Here is a 21,632-nt window from a genome sequence, read left to right on the forward strand (position 1 = left end):
CGCACACCACACCCCGGGCGACCGAGCGTGTTGAGTTCTGGTGCGGAGCGCGCCATGTCCCCGCACACCACACCCCAGGCGACGGAGCGTGTTGAGTTCTGGTGCGGAGCGCGCCATGTCCCGGCACGCCGCACTCCGGGCGGCGGAGCGCGTCGTCCCGGCACACGCCGCGCTCAGCGGAGCCGAGGCATCAGCCGGGTGTCCGGAGGGCCTCGCCGAGTGGTGACGCCACATAGGTCACCGAACGGCCGGTGCGGGTGCGGGTGACCAGGCCGGCCGCCCGCAGCACGGCCAGGTGACCGCCGACCGTGCCGAGACTCAGGCCCAGCTGCGCGACGAGCTGACTGGTGGTGGCCGGCGCGGCCAGCGCGCGCAGGATTGCGGCCCGCGCTCCCCCGATCAGCGGACCCAGGGCGTCGCCGGTGGGCGTCACTGGCGGGCCGAGCACGTCGGCGCTGCCCCGGGCGCGGTAGACCAGCGCGTACGGCTGCGGCGGGTCGACACCGAGGGCGAGATCGGCGAACAGCGACGGCACGAACAGCAGCCCGCGCCCGTCCAGCCGGTACCGGCCGGTGTCGCGGTGCCGGACCACGATCGCGCCGGCCGGGGACCAACTGATCCGCGGGTGCAGGTCGGTCAGGGCGGCGGCCCAGCCGTACGCGGCGAGCCGCCCGGCGCGCTGCACGATGTCGCGTTCCAGCACCGCGCGCAGCCGCGGCCACTCCGGCTCGATCAGCGTCTCCCAGGCCGCTCGCAGCCCGTCGGCCAGCCGGTCGACGACGTCCGGCGCGGCCAGGATGCGTTGCGCGTAGGCCGGTGGCGTGCGGTGTCCGGCCAGGTTGCGGTCCAGTTCGGCGCGGGCCACGGACAGCGGGGTGGCGCGTACGGTGGCGAGTTCCTCGGCGAACGAACTGTGCGGGCCGGCCGGCGACGGGTGCAGGAAGTCGGCGTTGTCGTCCCGCCGGAACAGGCTGATCAGCGCGCCCAGTGCGGGTTCGGCGCGGCGGAGCGGGGCCAGCCGGGGCCGCATCCGCCGGACCCACGGGTGCAGCACGCCGGCCCGGTCGTGGCCGGTGAGCACCCGCAGCGCGGACGTCGTCTCGATCACCGGTGAGATCGCGTAACGGCAGCCGGCCAGGTCGGCCGGACTGACCTCGATCAGCATGTTTCGGCCACCTCCGAAACCTTAGCGGGTACGCCGGCCGTCCGCGACCGTGTACCGGTGACCATCGTCGGCCCGCCCCGCGCCACGTACCGCGACGTCTTCGCGGTGCCCGAGTTCCGCACGCTGCTGGGCGGCTTCGCGGTGTTTCTGGTCAGCGAGACCGTGCAGATGCTGGCGCTGTCCGTGCTGATCTACGCGAGCACCGGGTCGCCGCTGCTGGCCGCGCTCGCCTACGTCGCCGGGTTCGTGCCGCAGGCGCTGGGCGGGACCGTGCTGCTGGCGGTGGCGGACCGGTGGCGGCCGCGCCGGGTGCTGCTCGGCTACGACGCCGCCCGGCTGACGGTGGCGGTGCTGCTGGCGTCCGGTCTGCTGCCGTCGGCCGGCATGCTGCTGGTGGTGTTCGCGCTCGGCGGCGTGGCGCCGGTGGTGCAGGCGACCCGGACCGCGCTGCTGCCGGATCTGCTGTCCGGCGACGCCTACGTGCTGGGCCGGTCGCTGTTCTCGGTCACCTCTGCCGGGATGCAGGTGGCCGGCGCGGCGGTCGGCGGCGTCCTGCTGGCGGTGGTCGGCCCGGCCGGTGCGCTGTGGCTGACCGCCGCGGCCTGCCTGGTGTCGGCCGCCATCACCCGGTTCGGCCTGGCCGCCCACCCGGCCCGCACCCCCGGCAGCACAGCCCACACCCCCGGCAGCACAGCCCACACCCCCGGCAGCACAGCCCACACCCCCGGCAGCACAGCCCACACCCCCGGCAGCACAGCCCACACCCCCGGCAGCACAGCCCACACTCCCAGCGGCACAGCCCACACTCCCAGCGGCACAGCCCACACCTCCGGAGACACGGCCCGGGGCCGCCGGGGCGGGGACGCGGCCGGGGCGGTGCGGCAGACGTGGCGGGTGAACCGGGCGCTGCTCGGCGATCCCGCGGTGCGCGGGCTGTTGCTGGCGCAGTGGCTGCCCGGGGCGCTGATGGTGGCGGCCGAGGGCGTGGTGGTGCCGTACGCGGCGGGGCGCGGTGGCGGGTCGGCCGCCGGCGCCCTGCTCGCGTCCGCGGCCGGCGGGATGCTGATCGGGGAGTTCGTGGTGGGACGGTTCGTGCCGCCGCGGCTGCGGGAGCGCCTGACGCCGTGGCTGGCGCTGCTGCTCGGCGTACCCCTGCTGGTCTTCGTCCTGCGGCCCGGCCCGGTGCTGGCCGCCGTGGTGTTCGGGACCGCCGCGGCCGGGTTCGCCTACCACCTGGGGCTGGCCCGCCGGTTCCTGGAGGCGGTGCCGGAGATCTCCCGTGGTCAGGCGTTCGGCCTGGCCACCACGGGCACCATGACGCTGCAGGGCCTGGCCATGGCGGCGGCCGGCGGACTGGCCGAGGTGCTCGCGCCGGGCACCGTGATGGCGCTGGCCGGTGCGGCGTCGGTGGCCGCCACGCTCACCCTGTGGGGGCGGCTCCGGCCGGCAACGCGGTGACGCCGACCGGCAGCGCGTCGCCGGCCGCGATGTGCGCGAGCAGCGTCGCGCGCAGCGCCTCGGCCGCGTGCGGCAGCACCGAGCGCCGCCGGTGGGCGAGCGCGATGGTGCGGCGCATGCCCGGCGGGGCGAGCGGCGTGGCGCGCAGCAGCGGCCGGTTGATCAGCACCATGCTCGGCACCAGCGCCACGCCCAGGCCGGCCTCGACGAACGCGAGCACCGCGTCCATCTCGCCGCCCTCGACCGCGAACCGGGGGGCGAATCCGGCCTGGCGGCACGCCTCGAGCGTGACGTCGCGCAGGTCGTAGCCGGTCCGGAACATCACCATCGGGGTGTGCTCGAGTTCGGCCAGCGCCACCTGACCGTGTGCGGTGGGCGGCGGTTCGCTCGCCACGGACGCCACCACCAGGCTCTCCCGCAGGATCGGCGCGGCGTGCAGGGACGGGTCGACGCCCTGCTCCGGCTGCACGATCAGGGCCAGGTCCAGGGTGTGCGCGAGCAGGTCGGCGATGAGGTCCTGGGAGCTGCCCTCGTTGACGTACAGGGCGATGCCGGGGTGGGCCGCGCGGAACGTGCGCAGCACGGCCGGGACCAGCGACGAGCACAGGCTCGGGGTGGCGCCGAGCCGGACCTCCCCGCGGCGCAGCCCGATGATGTCGTTGACCGCGTCGCGGGCCGCGTCGGCGTCCGCCACCATCCGCCGGGCCATCGGCAGCAGGGTCTCCCCGGCGGCGGTGAGCGTGACGGCGCCGCGCATCCGCTCGAACAACGGCGTGCCGAGGGACGCCTCCAGGGTGTGAATCTGCTTACTCAACGTTGGCTGGGCGACCCCGATCGCATCGGCCGCATGGGTGAAATGCCGTGTTTCCGCCACCGCGAGGAAGTAGCGGAGCTGCTGCAGCTGCACCTCGATAGCCTTTCGCTATGGGCAATAGCATCATCATGCATTAGACGAATCGCGCGAGGCTACCTACCGTTCCCTACGTGGCGGTAGATACGAAGGTCAGACCGGTCCGGACGAAGGTCCCGGCCACCCGGAGCACGGTCTCGCTCAAGATCCTGATGGCGGTGACCGGGCTGCTGCTCGTCGGATTCCTCTTCGCGCACATGATCGGCAACCTCAAGATCTTCGTGGGCGCCGAGTCGTTCGACCACTACGCGCACTGGCTGCGCGAGCTGGGTGCCCCGCTGCTGCCCGAGCAGTGGTACCTGTGGATCCAGCGGGCCGTGCTGACCGCGGCGGTGCTGGGCCACATCGCGGCCGCCACCATCCTGGCCCGGCGCGCCCGCAAGGCTCGCCCGGTCCGGTACGCGCACCGTCCCAAGGTCCAGGGCAGCTACGCGGCGCGCACCATGCGCTGGGGCGGCGTGATCGTGCTGCTGTTCGTGATCTACCACATCCTCGACCTGACCACCGGCACGCTGAACCCGGTCGGCGACCGGGAGCACCCGTACGCCAACGTGGTCGCCGATTTCGCCCCGGACCGCTGGTACGTGACGCTCTGGTACGCGCTCGCCGTGGTGGCGGTCGGCCTGCACCTGCGGCACGGCCTGTTCAGCGCGGCCCGCACGCTCGGCCAGCGCACCGCCCGCGGCGAGCGGATCGTGCGCCGCGCCGCCCTCGTCCTCTCCGTCGTCCTGGTGGCCGGCTACCTCTCGGTGCCGTTCGCCGTCCTAACCGGATTGGTGAGCTAGATGGATCTCTGGAACCTCGGCGACCCGATCCGGGACACCGCCGCACCGGACGGGCCGATCGAGACCCGCTGGGAGCGCCGCCGGTTCGCGGCCAAGCTGGTGAACCCGGCGAACCGCCGCAAGCTCACGGTGATCGTGGTGGGCACCGGGCTGGCCGGCGGGTCGGCCGCGGCCACGCTCGCCGAGGCCGGCTACCGGGTCCGGTCGTACTGCTACCAGGACAGCCCGCGCCGCGCCCACTCCATCGCGGCGCAGGGCGGCATCAACGCGGCCAAGAACTACCGCAACGACGGCGACTCGATCCACCGACTGTTCTACGACACCGTCAAGGGCGGCGACTTCCGGGCCCGGGAGTCCAACGTGTACCGGTTGGCCCAGGTGTCGGTGAACATCATCGACCAGTGCGTGGCCCAGGGCGTGCCGTTCGCCCGCGAGTACGGCGGCCTGCTGGACAACCGCTCGTTCGGCGGCACCCAGGTGTCCCGCACGTTCTACGCCCGCGGCCAGACCGGTCAGCAGTTGCTGCTCGGCGCGTACCAGGCGATGGAGCGGCAGATCGGTCTCGGGAACATCGAGATGAACGCCCGGCACGAGATGCTCGAGCTGATCGTGGTGGACGGCCGGGCCCGCGGCATCGTGGTGCGCGACCTGGTCACCGGCGAGATCACCACGGACTTCGCGGACGCCGTCGTGCTGGCGTCCGGCGGGTACGGCAACGTGTTCTTCCTGTCCACCAACGCCAAGGGCTGCAACGTCACCGCGACCTGGCGGGCGCACCGCAAGGGCGCGCTGTTCGCGAACCCGTGCTACACCCAGATCCACCCGACCTGCATCCCGGAGTCGGGCACCCACCAGAGCAAGCTCACGCTGATGAGCGAGTCGCTGCGCAACGACGGCCGGGTCTGGGTGCCGCTCGCCGCCGGCGACCAGCGCGCACCGGGCGAGATCCCCGAGCACGAACGCGACTACTACCTGGAGCGGATCTACCCGTCGTTCGGCAACCTGGTCCCCCGTGACATCGCGTCGCGGGCCGCGAAGAACGTGTGCGACGAGGGTCGCGGCGTGGGGCCCGGCGGGCTCGGCGTCTACCTGGACTTCGCCGACGCGATCGGGCGGCTCGGCCGCCCGGCGGTGGAGGCGAAGTACGGCAACCTCTTCGAGATGTACCAGCGGATCACCGGCGAGGACCCGTACCAGGTGCCGATGCGGATCTATCCGGCGGTGCACTACACGATGGGCGGACTGTGGGTGGACTACGACCTGCAGTCCACGATCCCCGGCCTGTTCGTGATCGGCGAGGCGAACTTCTCCGACCACGGCGCGAACCGGCTGGGCGCCTCGGCGCTGATGCAGGGCCTGGCGGACGGCTACTTCGTGCTGCCCAACACGATCAACAACTACCTGGCCGACGGGCCGTTCCCGGCGGTGGACGCCACGACGCCCGAGGTGGTGGCGGCCCGGACCGGCGTCGAGGACCGGCTGAACCGGCTGCTCGCGGTCGACGGCGACCGTACCGTCGACTCCTTCCACCGCGAACTCGGCCACCTGATGTGGGAGTACTGCGGCATGGAACGCACCGAGGAGGGCCTGACCAAGGCCATCGGCCTGATCCGGGGCCTGCGGGACGAGTTCTGGGCCCGGGTGAAGGTGCCCGGCACCGGCGAGCAGCTGAACCAGAACCTGGAGAAGGCCGGCCGGGTCGCCGACTTCTTCGAGCTGGCCGAACTGATGTGCATCGACGCGCTGCACCGGCGCGAGTCGGCCGGCGGTCACTTCCGGGCGGAGAGCCAGACCCCGGACGGCGAGGCGCTGCGCCAGGACGACGAGTTCGGCTACGTCGCGGCCTGGGAGTTCGGCGACCGGCCCACCCTGCACCAGGAACAGCTCGACTTCGAGTACGTCCAACCGAGCACCCGGAGCTACAAGTAATGGACATCCAGGTTCGTGTCTGGCGCCAGTCCGGCCCCTCCGACCGGGGCCGGATGGTCACCTACGACGTCAAGGACATCTCCCCCGACGCGTCGTTCCTCGAGATGCTCGACGTCCTCAACGAGAAGCTGATCCTGGACGGCGACGACCCGATCGCGTTCGACCACGACTGCCGTGAGGGCATCTGCGGCATGTGCGGCATGATGATCAACGGTGTGGCACACGGCCCGGAGCGCGCCACCACCACCTGCCAGCTGCACATGCGGCACTTCCGCGACGGCGACACCATCGACATCGAGCCGTGGCGGGCCGCCGCGTTCCCGGTGGTCAAGGACCTGGTGGTGGACCGCCGCGCGTTCGACACGATCATCCAGGCCGGCGGCTACATCACCGCGCCCACCGGCACCGCACCCGACGCACACGCCACGCCGGTGCCCAAGGCCGACGCGGACGCCGCGTTCGAGGCCGCCACCTGCATCGGCTGCGGCGCGTGCGTGGCGGCCTGCCCGAACGGCTCGTCGATGCTGTTCACCGCCGCGAAGGTCGCCCACCTCGGCCTGCTCCCGCAGGGCCAGCCGGAACGCCAGAGCCGGGTGCTCGACATGATCGAGGCGCAGGACGAGGCCGGCTTCGGCGGCTGCACCAACATGGGCGAATGCACCACGGTCTGCCCGAAGGGCATCCCGCTGACGCTGATCGGCCGGCTCAACGCGGACTACCGCAAGGCGGTCGGCAAGCGGTAGACCGTAGGCTGCTCCGGTGCGTACGGTGGCGGCCGCGGCGGGCGTGTTCGCCGGTACGAACGTCGACGACCTGCTGGTCCTCACGGTGCTGTTCCTGGCCGCCCGCACGTCCGGCCGCCCCCGGCCGTGGCAGATCTGGGCCGGCCAGTACGCGGGCATCGGCGTACTCGTCATGGTGTCGGCCCTGGCCGCGCTCGGCCTGACGATCGTGCCGGACCGCTGGGTCGGGCTGCTCGGCCTGATTCCGCTCGCGCTCGGCGTGCGCGGGCTGATCGGCGCGGCCCGCCGCAGTCCCGGCGACGAGACGCCGGTGGTGGCCGGCCACGCGCTCGCCGTGGCCGGCGTCACCATCGCCAACGGTGCGGACAACATCGCCGTCTACACCCCCCTGTTCCGCACCATCGGCGTGACCGGCAGCCTGATCACCGCGGCGGTGTTCGCGGTACTGGTCGCGGTGTGGTGCGGTGGCGCATCCTGGCTGGGCTCGCACCGCCGGGTGATCGCGATGGTGGACCGCTACGGGCACTGGCTGGTCCCGCTGGTGTTCATTGCGATCGGCCTGGTCATCCTGGCCGGACTTACTCGCACTGCCAGCTGACCGGGCGGAACAGCCCGCCGCTGACCGCGTTGTCGTCCCCGGCGGCGGAGCGACCGTCCTCACCCACGGTGTCGGCCGTGTAGTACGTCGGTTCGTCCGCCTCGGGGTTCGGCGGCAGGCTCAGCACGCGGTCGCCGACGTAGAAGAACGCCCGCGACCGGTCGGCGGGCCGGGACAGGCGGTCCCAGCGGCCGGTGGCGACCTCGTAGCGGAACGGAAGGTCCTTGAAGGCGGTGAGGGACGTGACGCCCGGGGCAGTCGACGCCGAGGGCCCTCCGGCGGTGACGACCTTGTCGAGGACCCTGATCTGACCGTAGATCCAGCCGTCGCGGATCGACTCCGCCTCGAAGCCGACCGCCCGCTCGCCGTCGACCGTGGGCAACGTCAGCGGCCCGTGGGTGCCGTCGGCCCGCCACAGGTAGGCCTGACGCGGGAACTTGTCGTCGATTTCCAGCCACCCGACGATCGTGCCGTCGTCGGTGATCTCGGTAGCGGCCCCGCGGGTCACGCCGGACGGCACCGGCAGCGGGGTCGGCGCGGCGCCCGCTGCGGCCCAGCGAGCGGGCCGGTCCCCGACGCTGCCCACGATGACGCCGTCCTCGTTCACGGCGAAGGCGGCGGCCGGCCCGCCGTCGAGCGTGGCCAGTTTGCCGTCGCGGTACACGTACGCACGACGTTGTTCGGCGTCGCGGCCGACGCCGACGCCCCGCGAGGTGAAGTCGGACAGCAACACACCGGGCCGGCGCAGGACGTCCACGATCTCGTGGTCACGCCAGACCACCACGGAGGACTTCTGCCCCCAGACCGGGTCGGCCTGACCGGCGATGTACCGGCCGGACGGATCGGCGCCGGTGACGTCGATCGAGCTGAACCCGGCCATCGGCAGCGGGACGGCGACGCAGTCGGGCAGCGGCTCCGGCGCGGCACCGCTGAACGCCAGCGTGCCGCCGATCGCCGTGCCGCCGGCCAGCGCCACGACCGCGGCACCGGCGGCCGCCACCCGCCCGCGCTTGTGCCGGCGTCCGGTCGCCATGGCGGCCACGATGTCCACCCGGGACGGCGCGTCGGGCTCGGCGTCGAGCGGCGCGAACAGCTCGGTGGGGCCCTTTTCGAGATACGACATGGTGACTCTCCTCAGGGGACGCGGTCGGGAGACGGGGACGACCAGGTGACGAGGAGGCGGCGCATGGTGGCCAGCCCGTGCGCGGTCTGGCTCTTCACCGTCCCCTCGGAGCAGCCGACCAGCCGGGCCACCTCGGCGACCGGCAGGTCGTGCAGGAAACGCAGCACCAGGACGGCCTGCTGGCGGGGTGGGACCTTGTCGAGCGCGGCGCGCAGCAGCACGCGGTCCTCCGCGCCCGACGGTGGCGGCCCGGCGTGTTCCGGTACGGCGTCGAACAGCCGCACCCGCCACCACCCCCGCCGGCGGTCGTCCAGGAACGCGCGGACCAGCGTGGTGCGGGTGTACTGGTCGAGACCGTCGGCCGCGCTGATCCGGCTCCACGCCGTGTACAGCTTGGCGATGGTCTCCTGCACCAGGTCGTCCGCGTGGTGCGCGTCGCCGCACAGGTGGTACGCCAAACGCCGCAGCGCCGGTATCCGGCCCTGCACGTATGCCACGTAGTCGGCGTCGGAAGGGTTCATGAGTCTTAGACGCCGAACCGGGCGAACCGGTTGTACGCGATGTCAGTCGGCGCGGGTCTGCCGGTCCGCGCGCACCGCGATCCGTCCGAGCAGGACGTTGCCGGCGGCCCGGTCGGCGAAGGGCGCCTGCGGCAGCCCGGCAAACGGCCACCAGGACGCGAAGAACGTCCCGGCCGGCCACTCGGTGGCGGTGCGCTGCGCTCGGGTCAGCACCGCGCCGAGGTCCGCCTGGGCCAGCAGATCCCGCCGTACGAAGAACTCCGAGCCGAGGTCGCCGCGGCCGGACCGCAGCTCGGCCGGCGTCGGGAACGGCAGCGTGTCGATGTCGATCGCGCCGTAGAGCGGACGGGTGCGGTCGACGATCGCCGCGAACAGGGCGGTGGCCTGCCGGGCCGCCGCCACGACCCGCTTCTTCCGCGTCGCGTCCAGCGCCGACTCCGGCCGGCTGAACGCCTCGGCGGCCAGCAGCACCCGCACCGGCGCCCGTTCGTCGGGAGCGGTGGCCGCCGGTCGGGCCGGCCCCACCCGGATCGGCCGTCCGCCGTGCACGAAGGTGCCCGTCCCGTCCCGCCGGGCGCCGCGGCCGGTCAGCACGTCGCACACGTTCTCGAAGGCACGATCGCCGGACGGGTCCGGGTAGATCGTCAACGACAGGTCAGACCCGCGCGCCATGCCGGCTCCCCCGGTTGTGCTCCGCCGACCGGCCCACCCGGACGGCCACCGCCGTCATCATGCCGACCCCGGCGGCGATCGCCAACGGGATTCGCGGGCCGAGATGGACGGCCGCCGCACCGAGCGGGCTGGTCAGCGCGATCGGGCCGAACAGCACGGTGGTGGAGGTCGCGGCCACCCGGCCGAGGAGCCGGTCGGGGGTGCCGGCCTGCACCGCGCTGACCGCGGCGACCAGTGCCCACGGCAGTCCGACGCCCACCGCCAGGCTGCCGGCGATCATCGCCGGCCACCACGGCAGGCACCAGGCCACACACCCGGCCGCGAACAGGGCCGCCCCGGCGGCCGCCGCCGTGGCCGCGCCGGCGCGGGTGACGAGCCGGCCGACGGCCAGGCCGGCGACGATGGAGCCGGCACCCTGGGCGCTGCCGAGCACCCCGAGGAAGGTGGACGGCAGGCCGAGGCCGTCGGTGACGCGCGCGTAGACCGACGCCACGGTGAACCCGGACAGGCCGATCGCCACGGCCGCCACCAGGACCGGGGTACGGATCTCCCGGACGCCCCAGAGCACCGCGAGGCCCGCCCGGACGCCGGGTCGCCCGGTGGGCGCGGGGCCGGCCGGCGCGGCGGAGAGGCGAAGCCGGGTGTAGAGGATCGCGACGGCCACGGGCATCGCGGCGCTGAGGGCGGCGACCGCGGCACCGCCGTGCCAGGCGTACAGGCCGGCCCCGGCCAGCGGGGCGATCAGTTTCATCCCCTCCTGGGCGCTGGACCGCCAGCCGTTGACATCGGCCAGTGCGGACGGTGGCAACGCGGACGGCAGCAGGGCGGTCTCGCCCGCGTCGATCAGCACGTGGCCGATCCCGGTCCCGAGCAGCACCGCGAAGACCAGCCACGCCTGGTCGCGGGACCGGACGGTCAGCAGCGTCAGCAGCGCGGCGGCGAGCAGCAGGTCGACCGCGATCACCAGCCGGAGGCGGGGCAGGCGGTCGGCCAGCCCACCGAGCCACGGTGCGGCCAGCGTGGGCAGGTACAGGCAGAGCCCGGCCAGGCCGGCCAGGCTGACCGAACCGGTCAGGTCGAGGATCCAGATGCCGGCGGCGAGCGACATCGCGGTGCTGCCGAAGCCGGACAGCAGGGAGATCGCCACGAAGATGGACGCGTTGCGACGCATGCCGCCCATCGTGAAATGTTGAGCGGAAGGCGGTCAATGATGTCAATGTGTCGTTGACATGGCGAGCAGCCGCCGCAGCGCACCGGCCGCCGCCCGGGCGTCCCGCGGCAGCCGTCGCAGATCCACCCCGGTCAGATCGTCGATCGTCTGCCGGGCCAGGGCGAACAACGATCCGGGTACGGCGTCCACGGCCGCCCCGACGGTGTCCCGGACCAGCGCCGCCCGGGTGAAGCGGTCCGCCCAGCGGGGGTCCGCCCGGATGACCCGGTCCAGCTCGGCGACCGCCCCGCGGACGGCGACGACGTGCGCGCCGTACCGGACGTCCCGGGCCCGCGCCTCGCGCTCGGCCGCGGCGGCCAGGCGCTGCCGGCGCTGCTCGGCGGCCTGCCGGCTGGTGAGGCCCAGCGCCGCGGCCACCTGCGCCCAGGTGGCGCCCTGCCGGCGCGCGGTGTCGATCAGGTCGAGTTCCTCGGCGTCCAGGCGGGCCCGCGCCGCCACGACGGCACCGAGCGAGCGCAGCACCGGCGAGTCCGACATGGGCGGTACCCTGCCGGACCGCCGGGACCTGCGTCAATGAACCGTTGACAGGGTGTCCGCGTGCTCCGGGGACGGGTCCTCGACCGCCGGGGGGTGCCGCAGCACGAACGCGGTGAGTACCAGCGCGCCCACCACGAACCCGGCCGCCACCAGGAACGCCAGGCTGTACCCGTCGCGCAGGGCGGCGAGCGGCGCACTGCCGGACCGGCTGGTGTGCCCGGCGGCGACGGCGGCCAGCACGGCCAGGCCGAGCGCTGCCCCGGCCTGCTGGGCGGTGGTGGTGAGACCGGACACCATGCCGGTGTCGCACCGCGCCGCGCCGGCCATGGACAGCATGATGAGCGACGGAATCGTCACGCCCACGCCCAGCCCCATGACCAGCAGGGCGGGAAGCAGATCCACCAGGTAGGACGAGCCGACCGGTGCCCGGCTCAGCATCGTCAGCCCGGCGGCCAGCGCGACCAGGCCGCCCAGCAGCACCGGGCGCGGCCCGAACCGGCCGGTCAGGCGCGGCGCGACGAGCAGCGACACCACGCCGATCAGCACCGGCGTGGGCAGGAACGCCGCCCCGGTGCGCAGGGCGTCGTACCCCATGATCCGTTGCACGAAGAGCGCGTTGACGAACTGGAAGCCGACGCCGGCCGCGAAGACCAGCACCACTACGGCGTTGGCGCCGAGCAGCCACGGCCGGCCGAGCAGGCGCAGCGGGATCAGCGGCCGGCGGGCCCAGCGCTGGCGGACCAGGAAGCCGGCGACGAGCAGCGCCGCGACCGCGCCGGTGAGCAGGACGGAGACGGTCGACGCGGCGGGTTCGGCGGTGCGCACGATGGCGTACACCCCGAGCGAGAGCCCGGCCGTGATCAGCAGTGCACCGGGCACGTCCAGGCCACCGCGCAGGCCCTGGCCCGGTTCGCGGGGCAGCAGCCGGACCGCGGCGCACCAGGCCAGCACGCCGATCGGGACGTTCACCAGGAACGCCCACGGCCACCCCACGCTCTGGGTGACGATGCCGCCGGCCACGAAGCCGAGCGCGGCGCCGCCGGCCTGCACGAAGCTGTAGATCCCCATGGCCCGCGCCTGGCCGCCCGGTTCCGGGTAACCGCGGACGATCATGCCGAGGATCACCGCGGAGGCCAGCGCGCCACCCGCGCCCTGCACGAAGCGCCCGGCCACCAGCAGCTCGGCGGTCGGAGCGAGGCCGCAGAGCAGGCTGGCCGCGGTGAACGACGCCACCCCGGCGAGGAACACCCGCCACGCCCCGATCAGGTCGCCGAGCCGGCCGGCGAGCAGGAGCAGGCCGGCGAAGCCCAGCAGGTAGGCGTTGACCACCCACGCCACGCCCGCGTCGGAGAAGCCCAGGTCCCGCTGGATGGTGGGCACCGCCACGGCGACGACGGTGCTGTCCAGAACGATCATCAGCGCCATCGCGCACAGCACGGCGAGCGTGGCGCCGCGTCGGTCGATCCGAGAAGTCATGGACCGACCGTAGCAGATAATCTGCTAGCAAACTATCTACTAGCCAATGATGCGCTCAGCGCCCGCGCGCCCGCCGCACCGGCTGCGGCCCGTCGTCCTTCTGCCCGGCCAGCTCGGCCAGCGCGGCGACGAACGCGGACCGGGCACCGGCGGGCAACGCGTCCAGCGCGTCGGCGTGCACCCGGTCGACGATCCGCTGCCCCTCCTCGGCGGCCAGCCGCCCCTTGTCGGTGACCGCGATGATCCGCGCCCGCCGGTCGGTGGCGGACGGACGCCGCTCGGCCAGCCCGCGCGCCTCCAACTCGTCGACCGTGCCGACCATCGTGGTCTTGTCCAGGTCGGCCAGCGCGGCCAGCTGGATCTGGGTGCGCTCCTCCTCCAGCGCGTGCACCAGCACACACTGCATCCGGGGCGTCAGGTCGACCTCGGCCAGCGCCGCGGCGAGACGGTTGGAGAGGGTGTGGCCGGCCATGTTGAGCAGGCCGGTGAGGTCACGTTCGGTGCGGTCGGGAGCGGAGGACGCCATGTCCCCGATCCTATCCCGGGATCATCTGGTTCCGGATGATCCCGCGGAAGGACGACCGGCGGGCCTGCCCCCGTGCCAACCCGCCGGCCGTCGTCAACGGGGGCACGGCTCCCGCACCCGTGGATGGTCACCACCGTAGGAGCGACCGTCCACGAGGGACAACCGAAATAGGAACGGCACTCAACTCAGGGCGCGACGGACAGCCCGGACCAACTGCGCGAAACCCACCACGCCGAGCGTCAGCCAGACAGCCGCCGCGATCGTCACGACCGGAGCGCCCCAGTCGTCCCGCACCAGGCCGGCGGCACCGCCGGCGAGCAGGCCGGTGACCGCCACCGAGACCCGGGTCGGCCGCTCGGCCACCGTCACCACCCCGATGTCCGGCATGCCGGCCGTGGCCGCGCGGGCGCGCAGGTACTCGTGCAGCCAGCTCACCCCGCCGGCCGCCACCGCCAGCCAGCCGGGCACGCCGGCCAGCCAGAACGCCACCAGCCAGGCGGCCTCGCCGATCCGGTCGGCCACCGAGTCGATCACGAAACCGGCCCGGCCGGCCTTGCCGGTGACCACGGCCACCGCGCCGTCGAAGGCGTCCGCCAGGCCGGCCAGCAGCACCAGCACCGCGCCCAGCAGCAGACCCACCGGCCCGAGCCGGACCGCGACCGGCACGGCCAGGCACAGCACCAGACCGGCCAGGGTGACGGCGGTCGGCCCGACCCGGAGGCGGGCCAGCAGGACACCACCGGAGTACGCCAGACGAATCCAGCCCCGCACCACCGGCGAGGCGCGCATCGGGTCGAAGCCGCCGTGCAGGGCGGACCAGGCGACCGCGTACTCCTGGAAGGTCACACCGGTCAGGCGGCGACGCGGGCCGGGCTGGCCGGCGCGAGCTGCTGCCACACCTCGCGCGTCGCGGTGGACCGGTTGAGCGTGATGAAGTGGATGCCGGGCACACCCTCGTCGAGCAGCCGCCGGCACATCTCGCTGCACAGCTCGATGCCCAACGCGCGGACCGCCGTCTCGTCGCCGGCGATCCGTTCGAACCGCTCCAGCAGGGCCGGCGGGAACGGCGCGCCGGACAGCTGGGTGGAGCGCTCGATGGTGGCCATCCGGGTGACCGGCATCACGCCGGGCACGATCGGGGTGTCGCAGCCGGCCGCCGCGACCCGGTCCCGCAGGCGCAGGTAGTCCTCGGCGTCGAAGAACATCTGGGTGATCGCGAAGTCGGCGCCGGCCCGGCACTTGTCGATGAAGTGGCGGGTGTCCGATTCGATGTCCGGTGAGCGGGGGTGTTTGTAGGGAAATGCGGCCACACCGACGGAGAAGTCCCCCGACTCCCGCACCAGGCGGACCAGGTCTTCCGCGTAGAGCACGCCGTCGGGGTGCTGCACCCACTCGCCCATCGGGTTGCCGGGCGGGTCGCCGCGCACCGCGAGCACGTTGCGGATGCCGGCACCGGCCAGCCGGCCGATCACGTTGCGCAGCTCGGCCACGGAGTGGTCGACCGCGGTCAGGTGCGCCATCGGCAGCAGCGTCGTCTCGGTGGCCACCCGCTCGGTCACCGCGACCGTGGTGTCCCGGGTGGTGCCGCCGGCGCCGTAGGTGATCGACACGAACGACGGCTGCAGCGACTCCAGCTCGCGGATCGCCTGCCACAGCAACCGCTCACCCTCGGCGGTCTTCGGCGGGAAGAACTCGAACGAGAACGTGGGCGCGGCACCCTTGATCAACTCACCGATCGCCGGTGAGGCGGGGAGGCGCGACGGCAGGCCGAGAGACACACCCCGACTCTACCGGTTGAGGCGGGACTGCCGGCTGTCCGGTAACCGGCTACTTTGACCGCGTGACTGCTACCTCGCCGCTGGACCGGGCCGATCTGCGCTCCCGTGTCGACCAGGTGCTGGCGGGATTTCTCGCCGGTCAGCGGACCCGGCTGCTCGGCATCGACGCCGCGCTGGCCGAGGTCGCGGACGCGCTCGCGGAGTTCATCCTGGGCGGCGGCAAACGGCTGCGGCCGGCGTTCGCCTACTGGGGCTACCGGGGCGCCGGCGCGCCGGACTCCGACCAGCTGGTGGCCGCCGTGTCCGCGCTGGAGCTGGTGCAGGCCAGCGCGCTGATCCACGACGACCTGATGGACCGTTCGGACACCCGGCGCGGCGAGCCGGCCGTGCACCGGCGGTTCGCGGTCCGGCACACCGGGGCCGGCTGGCGCGGCGACGCGGACGGATTCGGCGACAGCGCCGCGGTGCTCCTCGGCGACCTCGCGCTGGCCTGGTCCGACGAGCTGCTGCACGGCTCCGGCGTCGACCCGCGGGCGCTCGTCCGGGCCCGCCCGGTGTTCGACGGGATGCGCACCGAGGTGATCGCCGGGCAGTACCTGGACGTGCTGACCCAGGCCACCGGTGACACGTCGGTGGAGCGGGCCGGCAAGGTGGCCCGGTACAAGTCGGCCAAGTACACGGTCGAGCGGCCGCTGCTGCTGGGCGCCGCCCTGGCCGGCGCGGACCCGGCGCTGGCCGCCGCGTACACGCGGTTCGGGCTGCCGCTGGGCGAGGCGTTCCAGATGCGCGACGACGTGCTGGGCGTCTTCGGCGACCCGTCGGTCACCGGCAAACCGGCCGGCGACGACCTGCGCGAGGGCAAGCGCACCTATCTGGTGGCGGCGGCCTTCGCCGGGTCCGGCCCGGCCGAGCGGGCCGAACTGGACGGGCGGCTCGGCGACCCGAAACTCACCGACGACGGCGTGGCCCGGCTGCGCGCGATCATCTCCGGCAGCGGCGCGCTGAGGCGCACCGAGGAACGCATCACGACGCTGACCGCGGAGGCGCTGGCCGCGCTGGACGCCGCGGCGGTCGGGACCGAGGCGTACGGCGTCCTCCGCGATCTCGCCGACGCCGCCACCCGGCGCACGGTCTAGCGCCCGTCCGGCCGGCGCGACGACGTACCCGGACCAGCGCCGCGCAGCAGCCGCAGCACCGCGCTGCCCTCCCCCGCCGCCGGCGTGCGCTGCACGCCGCGGCGGCCCAGCCACACCCAGACCGACAGGGTCAGCAGCACCATGGCGAACCCGAAGAACAGGTCCTCCACCGGTGCGTACGCCAGCCGCACCCCGAGGATCGCGTCCGGGTCGTAGCGCACGATCCGCCGCCCGGTCAGGATCCCGTTGCTGAGCAGCTGAAAGCCGATGATGATGGGGTACGTCGACCAGAACACCGCCCGGGTCACCAGCCGGGTCCGCAGCACCGCGAGGTCGACGACCAGCGCCCCGAACACCCCCAGCAGGGCGGCCACCGTGTAGGTCATGACTCCTCGTCACCCGCCGGCTGACCCCGCACCGCGCGGACCGCCTCGAAGCCGAGCACCGCGCACACCGGCACGACCACGAAGAAGAGCAGTTCGTCCAGTGGCAGCCCGCCGGGGAACACGATGCCGGTGGTCTGCTCCGGGTCGAACGTCCAGTGTCCGGCGGCGATCGCGGCCAGGTCCCAGGCCACGAACACGACGATCACCGGCAGCAGCGTCAGGATCAGCCGCCGCCACCGCCGGAACACGTTGACCTTGAAGATCGGCTCCAGCCACAGCGCCGCGAGCAGGCACCCGGCGAGCACGGACAGATAGGCCAGGTGCCTCATCCGCGGATCAGAACCCGAGCGCCTGCGCGCGCCGCTTGACCTCGCGCGCCCGGTCGCCGCCCAGGGCCCGGGCGGCGTTGCCGTCCAGCGTCTCGTCCGGCTCGTAGAGCCACCGCAACGCCTCTTCGTCGTTGTACCCAGCGTCGTGAAGCAAGGTCAATACGCCAGGAAGGTGCTTGAGCACGGTGCTGTTGGCGACCAGTTCGGCGGGCACCACGCGGATGCCGTCGCGGCGGACCGCGAGCAGCCCGCCCTCGCGCACCATCTGGTTCACCTTGCTGATCGACAGGTCCAGCTTCTCGGCCACGTCCGGCAGGGGAATCCACCCGCTCGGACCGGTGGTGGCGGAGGACGTCGAGCCGGCGGTCACGGAATCGTTCACCGCTCCAGCCTGCCATGCAGCAGGTCCACCCCACCACACAGGAGCCGGGACAGTCCCGGTCCCGTCAACATGGGAGATGCCCGGATGAACCTGTGGCGGACAACCCGCACCGAGGTGGCCGGCGCGTGGCGCTCGGTGCGCTACGACATCGGACGGAAGACGCCGGAGCCCGCCCGCCCGGGCGCCGTGCCCGGCCCGATGCCGGACGTCACCTCCACCGGCATGAACACGTTCGCCGGCGTGGCCGTCGAGCCGCACCGGTGGGCGGAGGCCGACTCCTACGTCCGCCCGCCGCGGCGGGTGCTCGCCGTGTCCGCGTTCAGCGTTCTCGCCGTCGCCGGCGCCGCCGGCACGTACTTCGCGGTGGTCGGCGGCCTGGGCGCGGTGCTGCACCCGGCCCCGGCCGGGCCCGGGCCGTACCCGCTGGCGGTCGGCGCGCCCACCCCCGGGTCCGGCGCGGACGTGGACTCGGTGGCCGGCATGGGCCAGGGCACGGTCGTGGCGCCGGCCGGACCGGTGGCCGGCCCGGTCACCGGCCCGGCCGCGGTACCGGCCGGAAGCACGGCGGCGGCGCCGCGGGCGGTGCTCACCACTCCGCCCGCCACCGCGGGCCCGCCGGCCACCACGGCGGGCACTCCGCGACCGCCGTCGCCCGACACGCCCGGCAGCTCGGACTGTGACTGCCTGACCCCGCCGGTGCCGACACCCACCGCACCGCCCGCTCCCGGGCCGGCACCGGAGCCGACCCCGTCGGACAGCCCGAGCGGGTCCGCGCCGGAACCGGAGCCCACCGACTCCGAGTCGGAGCCGCCGTCCGCGGAGCCCAGTGGGTCCGGGGGCGGCCCGGCGTGGCCGCCCCGGCCCGGCCGTGACGACTGATACCCCTGGTCAAGCCGTTTTGGCGTACCCGTTCGGTCTCAGCTGTGACATCCTGAGCCGACCTCCGACGAAAGACACATACACTTCACGCCGATGGACACCACGATCGCCGACACGTTGATCGGCACGACGATTGACGGGCGTTACCGGATCACCGGTCGCGTCGCCCGTGGTGGCATGGCGACCGTGTACACGGCCACGGACGAACGACTCGAGCGCACCGTCGCATTGAAGATCATTCATCCGTCCCAGGCGACCAACGTGCACTTCGTCGACCGGTTCACCGACGAGGCGAAGACGATCGCCCGGCTCACCCACCCGAACGTGGTGGCGGTGTACGACCAGGGCCGTCACCAGGGCCTGCCGTACCTGGTGATGGAGTACGTGCAGGGCCGCACGCTGCGCGAACTGCTCACCCAGCGACGCCGGCTGAACCCGGTCGAGGCGCTCGCCATCCTCGAGCAGATGCTGTCCGCGATCGCCGCCGCCCACCGCGCCGGCCTGGTCCACCGCGACGTCAAGCCGGAGAACGTGCTGGTCGCCGAGGCACCCAGCGGCGGCATCGCCAACCTGGTGGACAGCGTGGTCAAGGTCGCCGACTTCGGCCTGGCCCGGGCGGTCGAGGCGAGCAGCACCGACGACGCCGGCCAGCTGATGGCCACGGTCGCGTACGTGGCACCGGAACTGGTCACCGACGGGCACGCCGACGCCCGCACCGACGTGTACTCGGCCGGCATCGTGCTGTTCGAGATGCTCACCGGCAAGGTGCCGTTCGACGGCGACGAGCCGGTCGAGGTGGCCTGGCAGCACGTGGACAACGACGTACCGGCCCCCTCCGGCGTCGTCCGTGGCCTGCCGTCCGCGCTGGACGACCTGGTGGCCCGCGCCACCCGCCGCGACCCCGGCGCCCGCCCCACCGATGCCGGCGCGCTGCTCGCCGAGGTCCAGGTGGTCCGCGACGACCTCGGCGCGGCCAGCGTGGAGACCGCGCTGCTGCGCCAGGTGCCGGCCCGGCACGCGATGGCCGACCCGACCACGGTGGTGCCCGCCGTCACCTCGACGTTCCCGCGCACCGGCGACCGCCCGACCTGGGCCCGGCTGCCCGAGCAGGCGCGGCCCCCGCGGCGGCGCGGCGCGGGGGCACCGGCCGGCCCGCCGGGGCGCCGCGGCGGGCTGTTCCAGGGCGGCGACCCGCGCCGGATCGCGCTCCTGGCCGCCGTCGCGCTGATGGTGCTCACCGTGCTGGGCAGCACCTGGTGGGTCACCATGGGCCGCTACACCGACGCGCCGCTGCTGCAGAACATGACCCGGCCGCAGGCCGAGCAGAAGGCCGCCCAGGACGGCTTCAAGCTGGTCGTCGGCGAGGGCGCGTTCAGCGAGACGGTGGCCAAGGACGTGGTGCTCACCCAGGACCCGGCGGGCGAGGAACGCCTGGTCCGCGGCGGCACGATCACGGTGTCGCTGTCGCTGGGCCCGGAACGCTACCCGGTGCCGGACGTGGCCGGCATGGAACTCGCCGCCGCCAAGGGCGAGCTGGAACAGGTCAAGCTGAAGCTCAAGGAGGGCGACGGCAAGTACAGCGACACCGTGCCGGAGGGCGTGGTCATCTCCACCGATCCCGCGGTGAACACCACGCTGAAGCCCGGCGCCACGGTCACCGTGGTGGTCAGCAAGGGCCGGGCCCCGATCACCGTGCCGGACCTGACCGGCAAGAACATCAACGAGGCGCGGTCCGAGTTGCAGCGGCTCGGCCTGGCCGCGGTGGAGAGCTACAAGGAGAACGACAAGCCGGCGGACACCGTCATCGGCCAGTCCCCGAAGCCCGGCACCGGGGTGGAGAAGGACGCCGAGATCAAGCTGGACGTCAGCAAGGGCCCGCCGCTGGTCACCGTGCCGCGGGTCGTCGACCTGCCGTGCCAGCAGGCCAAACAGCAGCTCGAGGGCGCCAACCTGCGGGTCCGCATCGACTTCAACCCGAACGCGATCGCCCGCTCCCAGAACCCGCCGGAGAACACCCAGGTGCCGCCGCAGACCGAGGTCGCGATCCAGTGCTTCTGAGCCGGATCGGGTCACACACCCGCACGTCCGGCGGGCTGGCCAAGGCGGCGCTGCCGTACGCGGACGCGGCCGACAGCGAGGCCGTGCAGGTGTACGTCTCGAACTCGCGCGGCTGGGCGCTGCCGCCCGGCGACCCGAAGCAGGACGTCCTGTTCCGGGACGGCTGCGCGGAACGTGGGCTGCCGGCGTACATCCACGCCTCGCTGCTGGTGAATCTCGGCTCGCCGACCGGGCTCACGGTGGAACGCTCGGCACTGACCCTGGCGCACGCGCTGGACCGGGGCGCCGCGATCGGCGCGACCGCGGTGGTGTTCCACGCCGGCAGCTCGGTCGACGAGGCGCACGCCGACAAGGCACTGCACCAGCTGCGCGAGGCGTTGCTGCCGCTGCTCGACCGGGCGGCCGCCGCGGGCCTGCCGAAACTGCTGGTCGAGCCGAGCGCCGGGGGCGGGCGCAGCCTGGCGTCGAAGGTGCAGGACCTCGGCCCGTACCTGGCCGCGGTCGAGGATCACCCGTGGCTGGGCGTCTGCTTCGACACCTGCCACGCCTGGGCGGCCGGACACGACCTGGCCACCCCGGGCGGCATGACCGCGACGCTGGACGCGCTGGTCGCTACGGTCGGCCCGGGACGCCTGCAGCTCATCCACGCCAACGACTCGAAGGACGAGTGCGGCTCCACCCGGGACCGGCACGAGACCATCGGCCAGGGCCGGATCGGCACCGCGCCGTTCGCCGAGCTGCTGGCCCACCCGGCCGCCGCCGGAGTGCCGGTGATCGTGGAGACCCCGACCGAGAAGCACGAGGGGCACGCGGCCGACATCGCGCTACTCAAGTCCCTCCGCCCCTGATCCGCACGGCGATCAGCCGGGGAGTCGGGTGGCGCGGCTGAGCGTGGTGGCCGGTGCCGGGCTCAACACGCCCGCCCCGTGTGAAGCAGCGGTTCGCACCGCGCACCGCGCCCGAACTCCACACACCCCGTCGCCCCCGGCGCGACGTGTGGCGCGGTGGCTCGCTCCGCACCGGTGCGCCACACGCACGCCGCATCCCCCGGAGCATGCGCGGCCGCCCGC

Annotated in this window: 23 protein-coding genes; 9 read left to right on the forward strand and 14 right to left on the reverse strand. The window is 73.7% G+C overall.

The annotated features are described in order from the left end of the window. Positions 1-190: 190 nt before the first annotated feature. Positions 191-1,165: an ArsR/SmtB family transcription factor gene (locus LDL48_RS06025; protein ID WP_225253981.1), complete on the reverse strand. Its 975-nt coding sequence runs from the start codon at positions 1,163-1,165 to the stop codon at positions 191-193. A 57-nt stretch (positions 1,166-1,222) separates the two neighbouring features. Between LDL48_RS06025 and LDL48_RS06030 the strand changes: the two genes are divergently transcribed. Continuing rightward, positions 1,223-2,623 (forward strand): MFS transporter, encoded by a 1,401-nt coding sequence (locus LDL48_RS06030; protein WP_225253982.1) that lies wholly within the window; start codon positions 1,223-1,225, stop codon positions 2,621-2,623. Here the strand turns inward: LDL48_RS06030 and LDL48_RS06035 are convergent. Further along, a complete protein-coding gene (locus tag LDL48_RS06035) occupies positions 2,586-3,536 on the reverse strand; it encodes a LysR family transcriptional regulator (RefSeq protein WP_225254135.1) in 951 nt (316 codons plus the stop codon). The genes LDL48_RS06030 and LDL48_RS06035 overlap by 38 nt on opposite strands. Before the next feature lie 71 nt (positions 3,537-3,607). On the opposite strand from LDL48_RS06035, the gene LDL48_RS06040 reads away from it, so the two are divergent. The 4 genes from LDL48_RS06040 to LDL48_RS06055 are packed head-to-tail and all read left to right on the forward strand — an operon-like array spanning position 3,608 to position 7,588. Continuing rightward, on the forward strand, positions 3,608-4,318 hold the full coding sequence (locus tag LDL48_RS06040; RefSeq protein ID WP_225253983.1) for a succinate dehydrogenase cytochrome b subunit: 711 nt from the start codon (positions 3,608-3,610) through the stop codon (positions 4,316-4,318). Further along, on the forward strand, positions 4,319-6,247 hold the full coding sequence (locus tag LDL48_RS06045) for a fumarate reductase/succinate dehydrogenase flavoprotein subunit (RefSeq protein ID WP_225253984.1): 1,929 nt from the start codon (positions 4,319-4,321) through the stop codon (positions 6,245-6,247). Further along, positions 6,247-6,990 (forward strand): succinate dehydrogenase/fumarate reductase iron-sulfur subunit, encoded by a 744-nt coding sequence (locus LDL48_RS06050; RefSeq protein WP_225253985.1) that lies wholly within the window; start codon positions 6,247-6,249, stop codon positions 6,988-6,990. The genes LDL48_RS06045 and LDL48_RS06050 overlap by 1 nt, the downstream gene beginning before the upstream one ends. Positions 6,991-7,006: 16 nt before the next feature. Next, positions 7,007-7,588, forward strand: a complete 582-nt coding sequence (locus tag LDL48_RS06055; RefSeq protein ID WP_225253986.1) for a cadmium resistance transporter — start codon at positions 7,007-7,009, stop codon at positions 7,586-7,588. Here LDL48_RS06055 and LDL48_RS06060 read toward each other — a convergent pair. The 9 genes from LDL48_RS06060 to metF all read right to left on the reverse strand — a co-directional run bounded on the left by LDL48_RS06060 (position 7,569) and on the right by metF (position 15,392). Further along, on the reverse strand, positions 7,569-8,711 hold the full coding sequence (locus LDL48_RS06060) for a hypothetical protein (RefSeq protein ID WP_225253987.1): 1,143 nt from the start codon (positions 8,709-8,711) through the stop codon (positions 7,569-7,571). The genes LDL48_RS06055 and LDL48_RS06060 overlap by 20 nt on opposite strands. 11 nt (positions 8,712-8,722) lie before the next feature. After that, the gene (locus LDL48_RS06065) at positions 8,723-9,232 is read right to left on the reverse strand and encodes a SigE family RNA polymerase sigma factor (protein ID WP_225253988.1); all 510 of its coding nucleotides are present in this window, start codon (positions 9,230-9,232) and stop codon (positions 8,723-8,725) included. A gap of 42 nt (positions 9,233-9,274) precedes the next feature. Continuing rightward, entirely contained in the window at positions 9,275-9,904 is a 630-nt protein-coding gene (locus LDL48_RS06070; RefSeq protein WP_225253989.1) for a hypothetical protein, read from the reverse strand. After that, positions 9,888-11,075, reverse strand: coding sequence for an MFS transporter (locus LDL48_RS06075; RefSeq protein ID WP_225253990.1), 1,188 nt, complete (start codon positions 11,073-11,075; stop codon positions 9,888-9,890). Before LDL48_RS06075 ends, LDL48_RS06070 begins: the two co-directional genes overlap by 17 nt. Before the next feature lie 42 nt (positions 11,076-11,117). Then, positions 11,118-11,612 carry a hypothetical protein gene (locus LDL48_RS06080; protein WP_225253991.1) on the reverse strand — a complete coding sequence of 165 codons (495 nt, stop codon included), beginning with the start codon at positions 11,610-11,612 and terminating at the stop codon, positions 11,118-11,120. A gap of 33 nt (positions 11,613-11,645) precedes the next feature. Then, positions 11,646-13,088 (reverse strand): MFS transporter, encoded by a 1,443-nt coding sequence (locus LDL48_RS06085; protein ID WP_225253992.1) that lies wholly within the window; start codon positions 13,086-13,088, stop codon positions 11,646-11,648. Positions 13,089-13,143: 55 nt separating this feature from the next. Beyond that, complete coding sequence (locus LDL48_RS06090) at positions 13,144-13,614, reverse strand: MarR family winged helix-turn-helix transcriptional regulator (RefSeq protein WP_225253993.1); 471 nt, start codon at positions 13,612-13,614, stop codon at positions 13,144-13,146. Between the two features lie 180 nt (positions 13,615-13,794). Continuing rightward, positions 13,795-14,403: a CDP-alcohol phosphatidyltransferase family protein gene (locus LDL48_RS06095; RefSeq protein WP_225254136.1), complete on the reverse strand. Its 609-nt coding sequence runs from the start codon at positions 14,401-14,403 to the stop codon at positions 13,795-13,797. Between the two features lie 62 nt (positions 14,404-14,465). After that, entirely contained in the window at positions 14,466-15,392 is a 927-nt protein-coding gene (metF, locus tag LDL48_RS06100) for a methylenetetrahydrofolate reductase [NAD(P)H] (protein WP_225253994.1), read from the reverse strand. An 80-nt stretch (positions 15,393-15,472) separates the two neighbouring features. Between metF and LDL48_RS06105 the strand changes: the two genes are divergently transcribed. Continuing rightward, positions 15,473-16,528: a polyprenyl synthetase family protein gene (locus tag LDL48_RS06105; RefSeq protein WP_225254137.1), complete on the forward strand. Its 1,056-nt coding sequence runs from the start codon at positions 15,473-15,475 to the stop codon at positions 16,526-16,528. Here LDL48_RS06105 and LDL48_RS06110 read toward each other — a convergent pair. Genes LDL48_RS06110 through LDL48_RS06120 form a run of 3 tightly spaced genes read right to left on the reverse strand, consistent with a single transcriptional unit; the run spans position 16,525 to position 17,625 of the window. Further along, on the reverse strand, positions 16,525-16,914 hold the full coding sequence (locus LDL48_RS06110; protein WP_225253995.1) for a lycopene cyclase domain-containing protein: 390 nt from the start codon (positions 16,912-16,914) through the stop codon (positions 16,525-16,527). The genes LDL48_RS06105 and LDL48_RS06110 overlap by 4 nt on opposite strands. Further along, positions 16,911-17,243 (reverse strand): lycopene cyclase domain-containing protein, encoded by a 333-nt coding sequence (locus LDL48_RS06115; RefSeq protein WP_225253996.1) that lies wholly within the window; start codon positions 17,241-17,243, stop codon positions 16,911-16,913. The genes LDL48_RS06110 and LDL48_RS06115 overlap by 4 nt, the downstream gene beginning before the upstream one ends. A gap of 7 nt (positions 17,244-17,250) precedes the next feature. Beyond that, complete coding sequence (locus LDL48_RS06120; protein WP_225253997.1) at positions 17,251-17,625, reverse strand: Rv2175c family DNA-binding protein; 375 nt, start codon at positions 17,623-17,625, stop codon at positions 17,251-17,253. 84 nt (positions 17,626-17,709) lie between these two features. On the opposite strand from LDL48_RS06120, the gene LDL48_RS06125 reads away from it, so the two are divergent. The 3 genes from LDL48_RS06125 to LDL48_RS06135 all read left to right on the forward strand — a co-directional run bounded on the left by LDL48_RS06125 (position 17,710) and on the right by LDL48_RS06135 (position 21,410). Then, on the forward strand, positions 17,710-18,504 hold the full coding sequence (locus LDL48_RS06125) for a hypothetical protein (RefSeq protein ID WP_225253998.1): 795 nt from the start codon (positions 17,710-17,712) through the stop codon (positions 18,502-18,504). A gap of 93 nt (positions 18,505-18,597) precedes the next feature. Beyond that, complete coding sequence (gene pknB / locus LDL48_RS06130) at positions 18,598-20,562, forward strand: Stk1 family PASTA domain-containing Ser/Thr kinase (protein ID WP_225253999.1); 1,965 nt, start codon at positions 18,598-18,600, stop codon at positions 20,560-20,562. Further along, the gene (locus tag LDL48_RS06135) at positions 20,553-21,410 is read left to right on the forward strand and encodes a deoxyribonuclease IV (protein WP_225254000.1); all 858 of its coding nucleotides are present in this window, start codon (positions 20,553-20,555) and stop codon (positions 21,408-21,410) included. Before pknB ends, LDL48_RS06135 begins: the two co-directional genes overlap by 10 nt. Positions 21,411-21,632 lie beyond the last annotated feature (222 nt).

The organism is Jidongwangia harbinensis (assembly GCF_020216025.1).
Lineage (GTDB): Bacteria > Actinomycetota > Actinomycetes > Mycobacteriales > Micromonosporaceae > Actinoplanes > Actinoplanes harbinensis.

Bases quoted from the DNA above. Each gene is read 5' to 3' on its own strand.
- LDL48_RS06025 (WP_225253981.1), bottom strand. From the start codon at position 1,165: ATGCTGATCGAGGTCAGTCCGGCCGACCTGGCCGGCTGCCGTTACGCG.
- LDL48_RS06045 (WP_225253984.1), top strand. From the start codon at position 4,319: ATGGATCTCTGGAACCTCGGCGACCCGATCCGGGACACCGCCGCACCG.
- LDL48_RS06050 (WP_225253985.1), top strand. From the start codon at position 6,247: ATGGACATCCAGGTTCGTGTCTGGCGCCAGTCCGGCCCCTCCGACCGG.
- LDL48_RS06060 (WP_225253987.1), bottom strand. From the start codon at position 8,711: ATGTCGTATCTCGAAAAGGGCCCCACCGAGCTGTTCGCGCCGCTCGAC.
- LDL48_RS06065 (WP_225253988.1), bottom strand. From the start codon at position 9,232: ATGAACCCTTCCGACGCCGACTACGTGGCATACGTGCAGGGCCGGATA.
- LDL48_RS06070 (WP_225253989.1), bottom strand. From the start codon at position 9,904: ATGGCGCGCGGGTCTGACCTGTCGTTGACGATCTACCCGGACCCGTCC.
- LDL48_RS06075 (WP_225253990.1), bottom strand. From the start codon at position 11,075: ATGCGTCGCAACGCGTCCATCTTCGTGGCGATCTCCCTGCTGTCCGGC.
- LDL48_RS06080 (WP_225253991.1), bottom strand. From the start codon at position 11,612: ATGTCGGACTCGCCGGTGCTGCGCTCGCTCGGTGCCGTCGTGGCGGCG.
- LDL48_RS06085 (WP_225253992.1), bottom strand. From the start codon at position 13,088: ATGACTTCTCGGATCGACCGACGCGGCGCCACGCTCGCCGTGCTGTGC.
- LDL48_RS06090 (WP_225253993.1), bottom strand. From the start codon at position 13,614: ATGGCGTCCTCCGCTCCCGACCGCACCGAACGTGACCTCACCGGCCTG.
- LDL48_RS06095 (WP_225254136.1), bottom strand. From the start codon at position 14,403: ATGCGCGCCTCGCCGGTGGTGCGGGGCTGGATTCGTCTGGCGTACTCC.
- LDL48_RS06110 (WP_225253995.1), bottom strand. From the start codon at position 16,914: ATGACCTACACGGTGGCCGCCCTGCTGGGGGTGTTCGGGGCGCTGGTC.
- LDL48_RS06115 (WP_225253996.1), bottom strand. From the start codon at position 17,243: ATGAGGCACCTGGCCTATCTGTCCGTGCTCGCCGGGTGCCTGCTCGCG.
- LDL48_RS06125 (WP_225253998.1), top strand. From the start codon at position 17,710: ATGAACCTGTGGCGGACAACCCGCACCGAGGTGGCCGGCGCGTGGCGC.
- pknB (WP_225253999.1), top strand. From the start codon at position 18,598: ATGGACACCACGATCGCCGACACGTTGATCGGCACGACGATTGACGGG.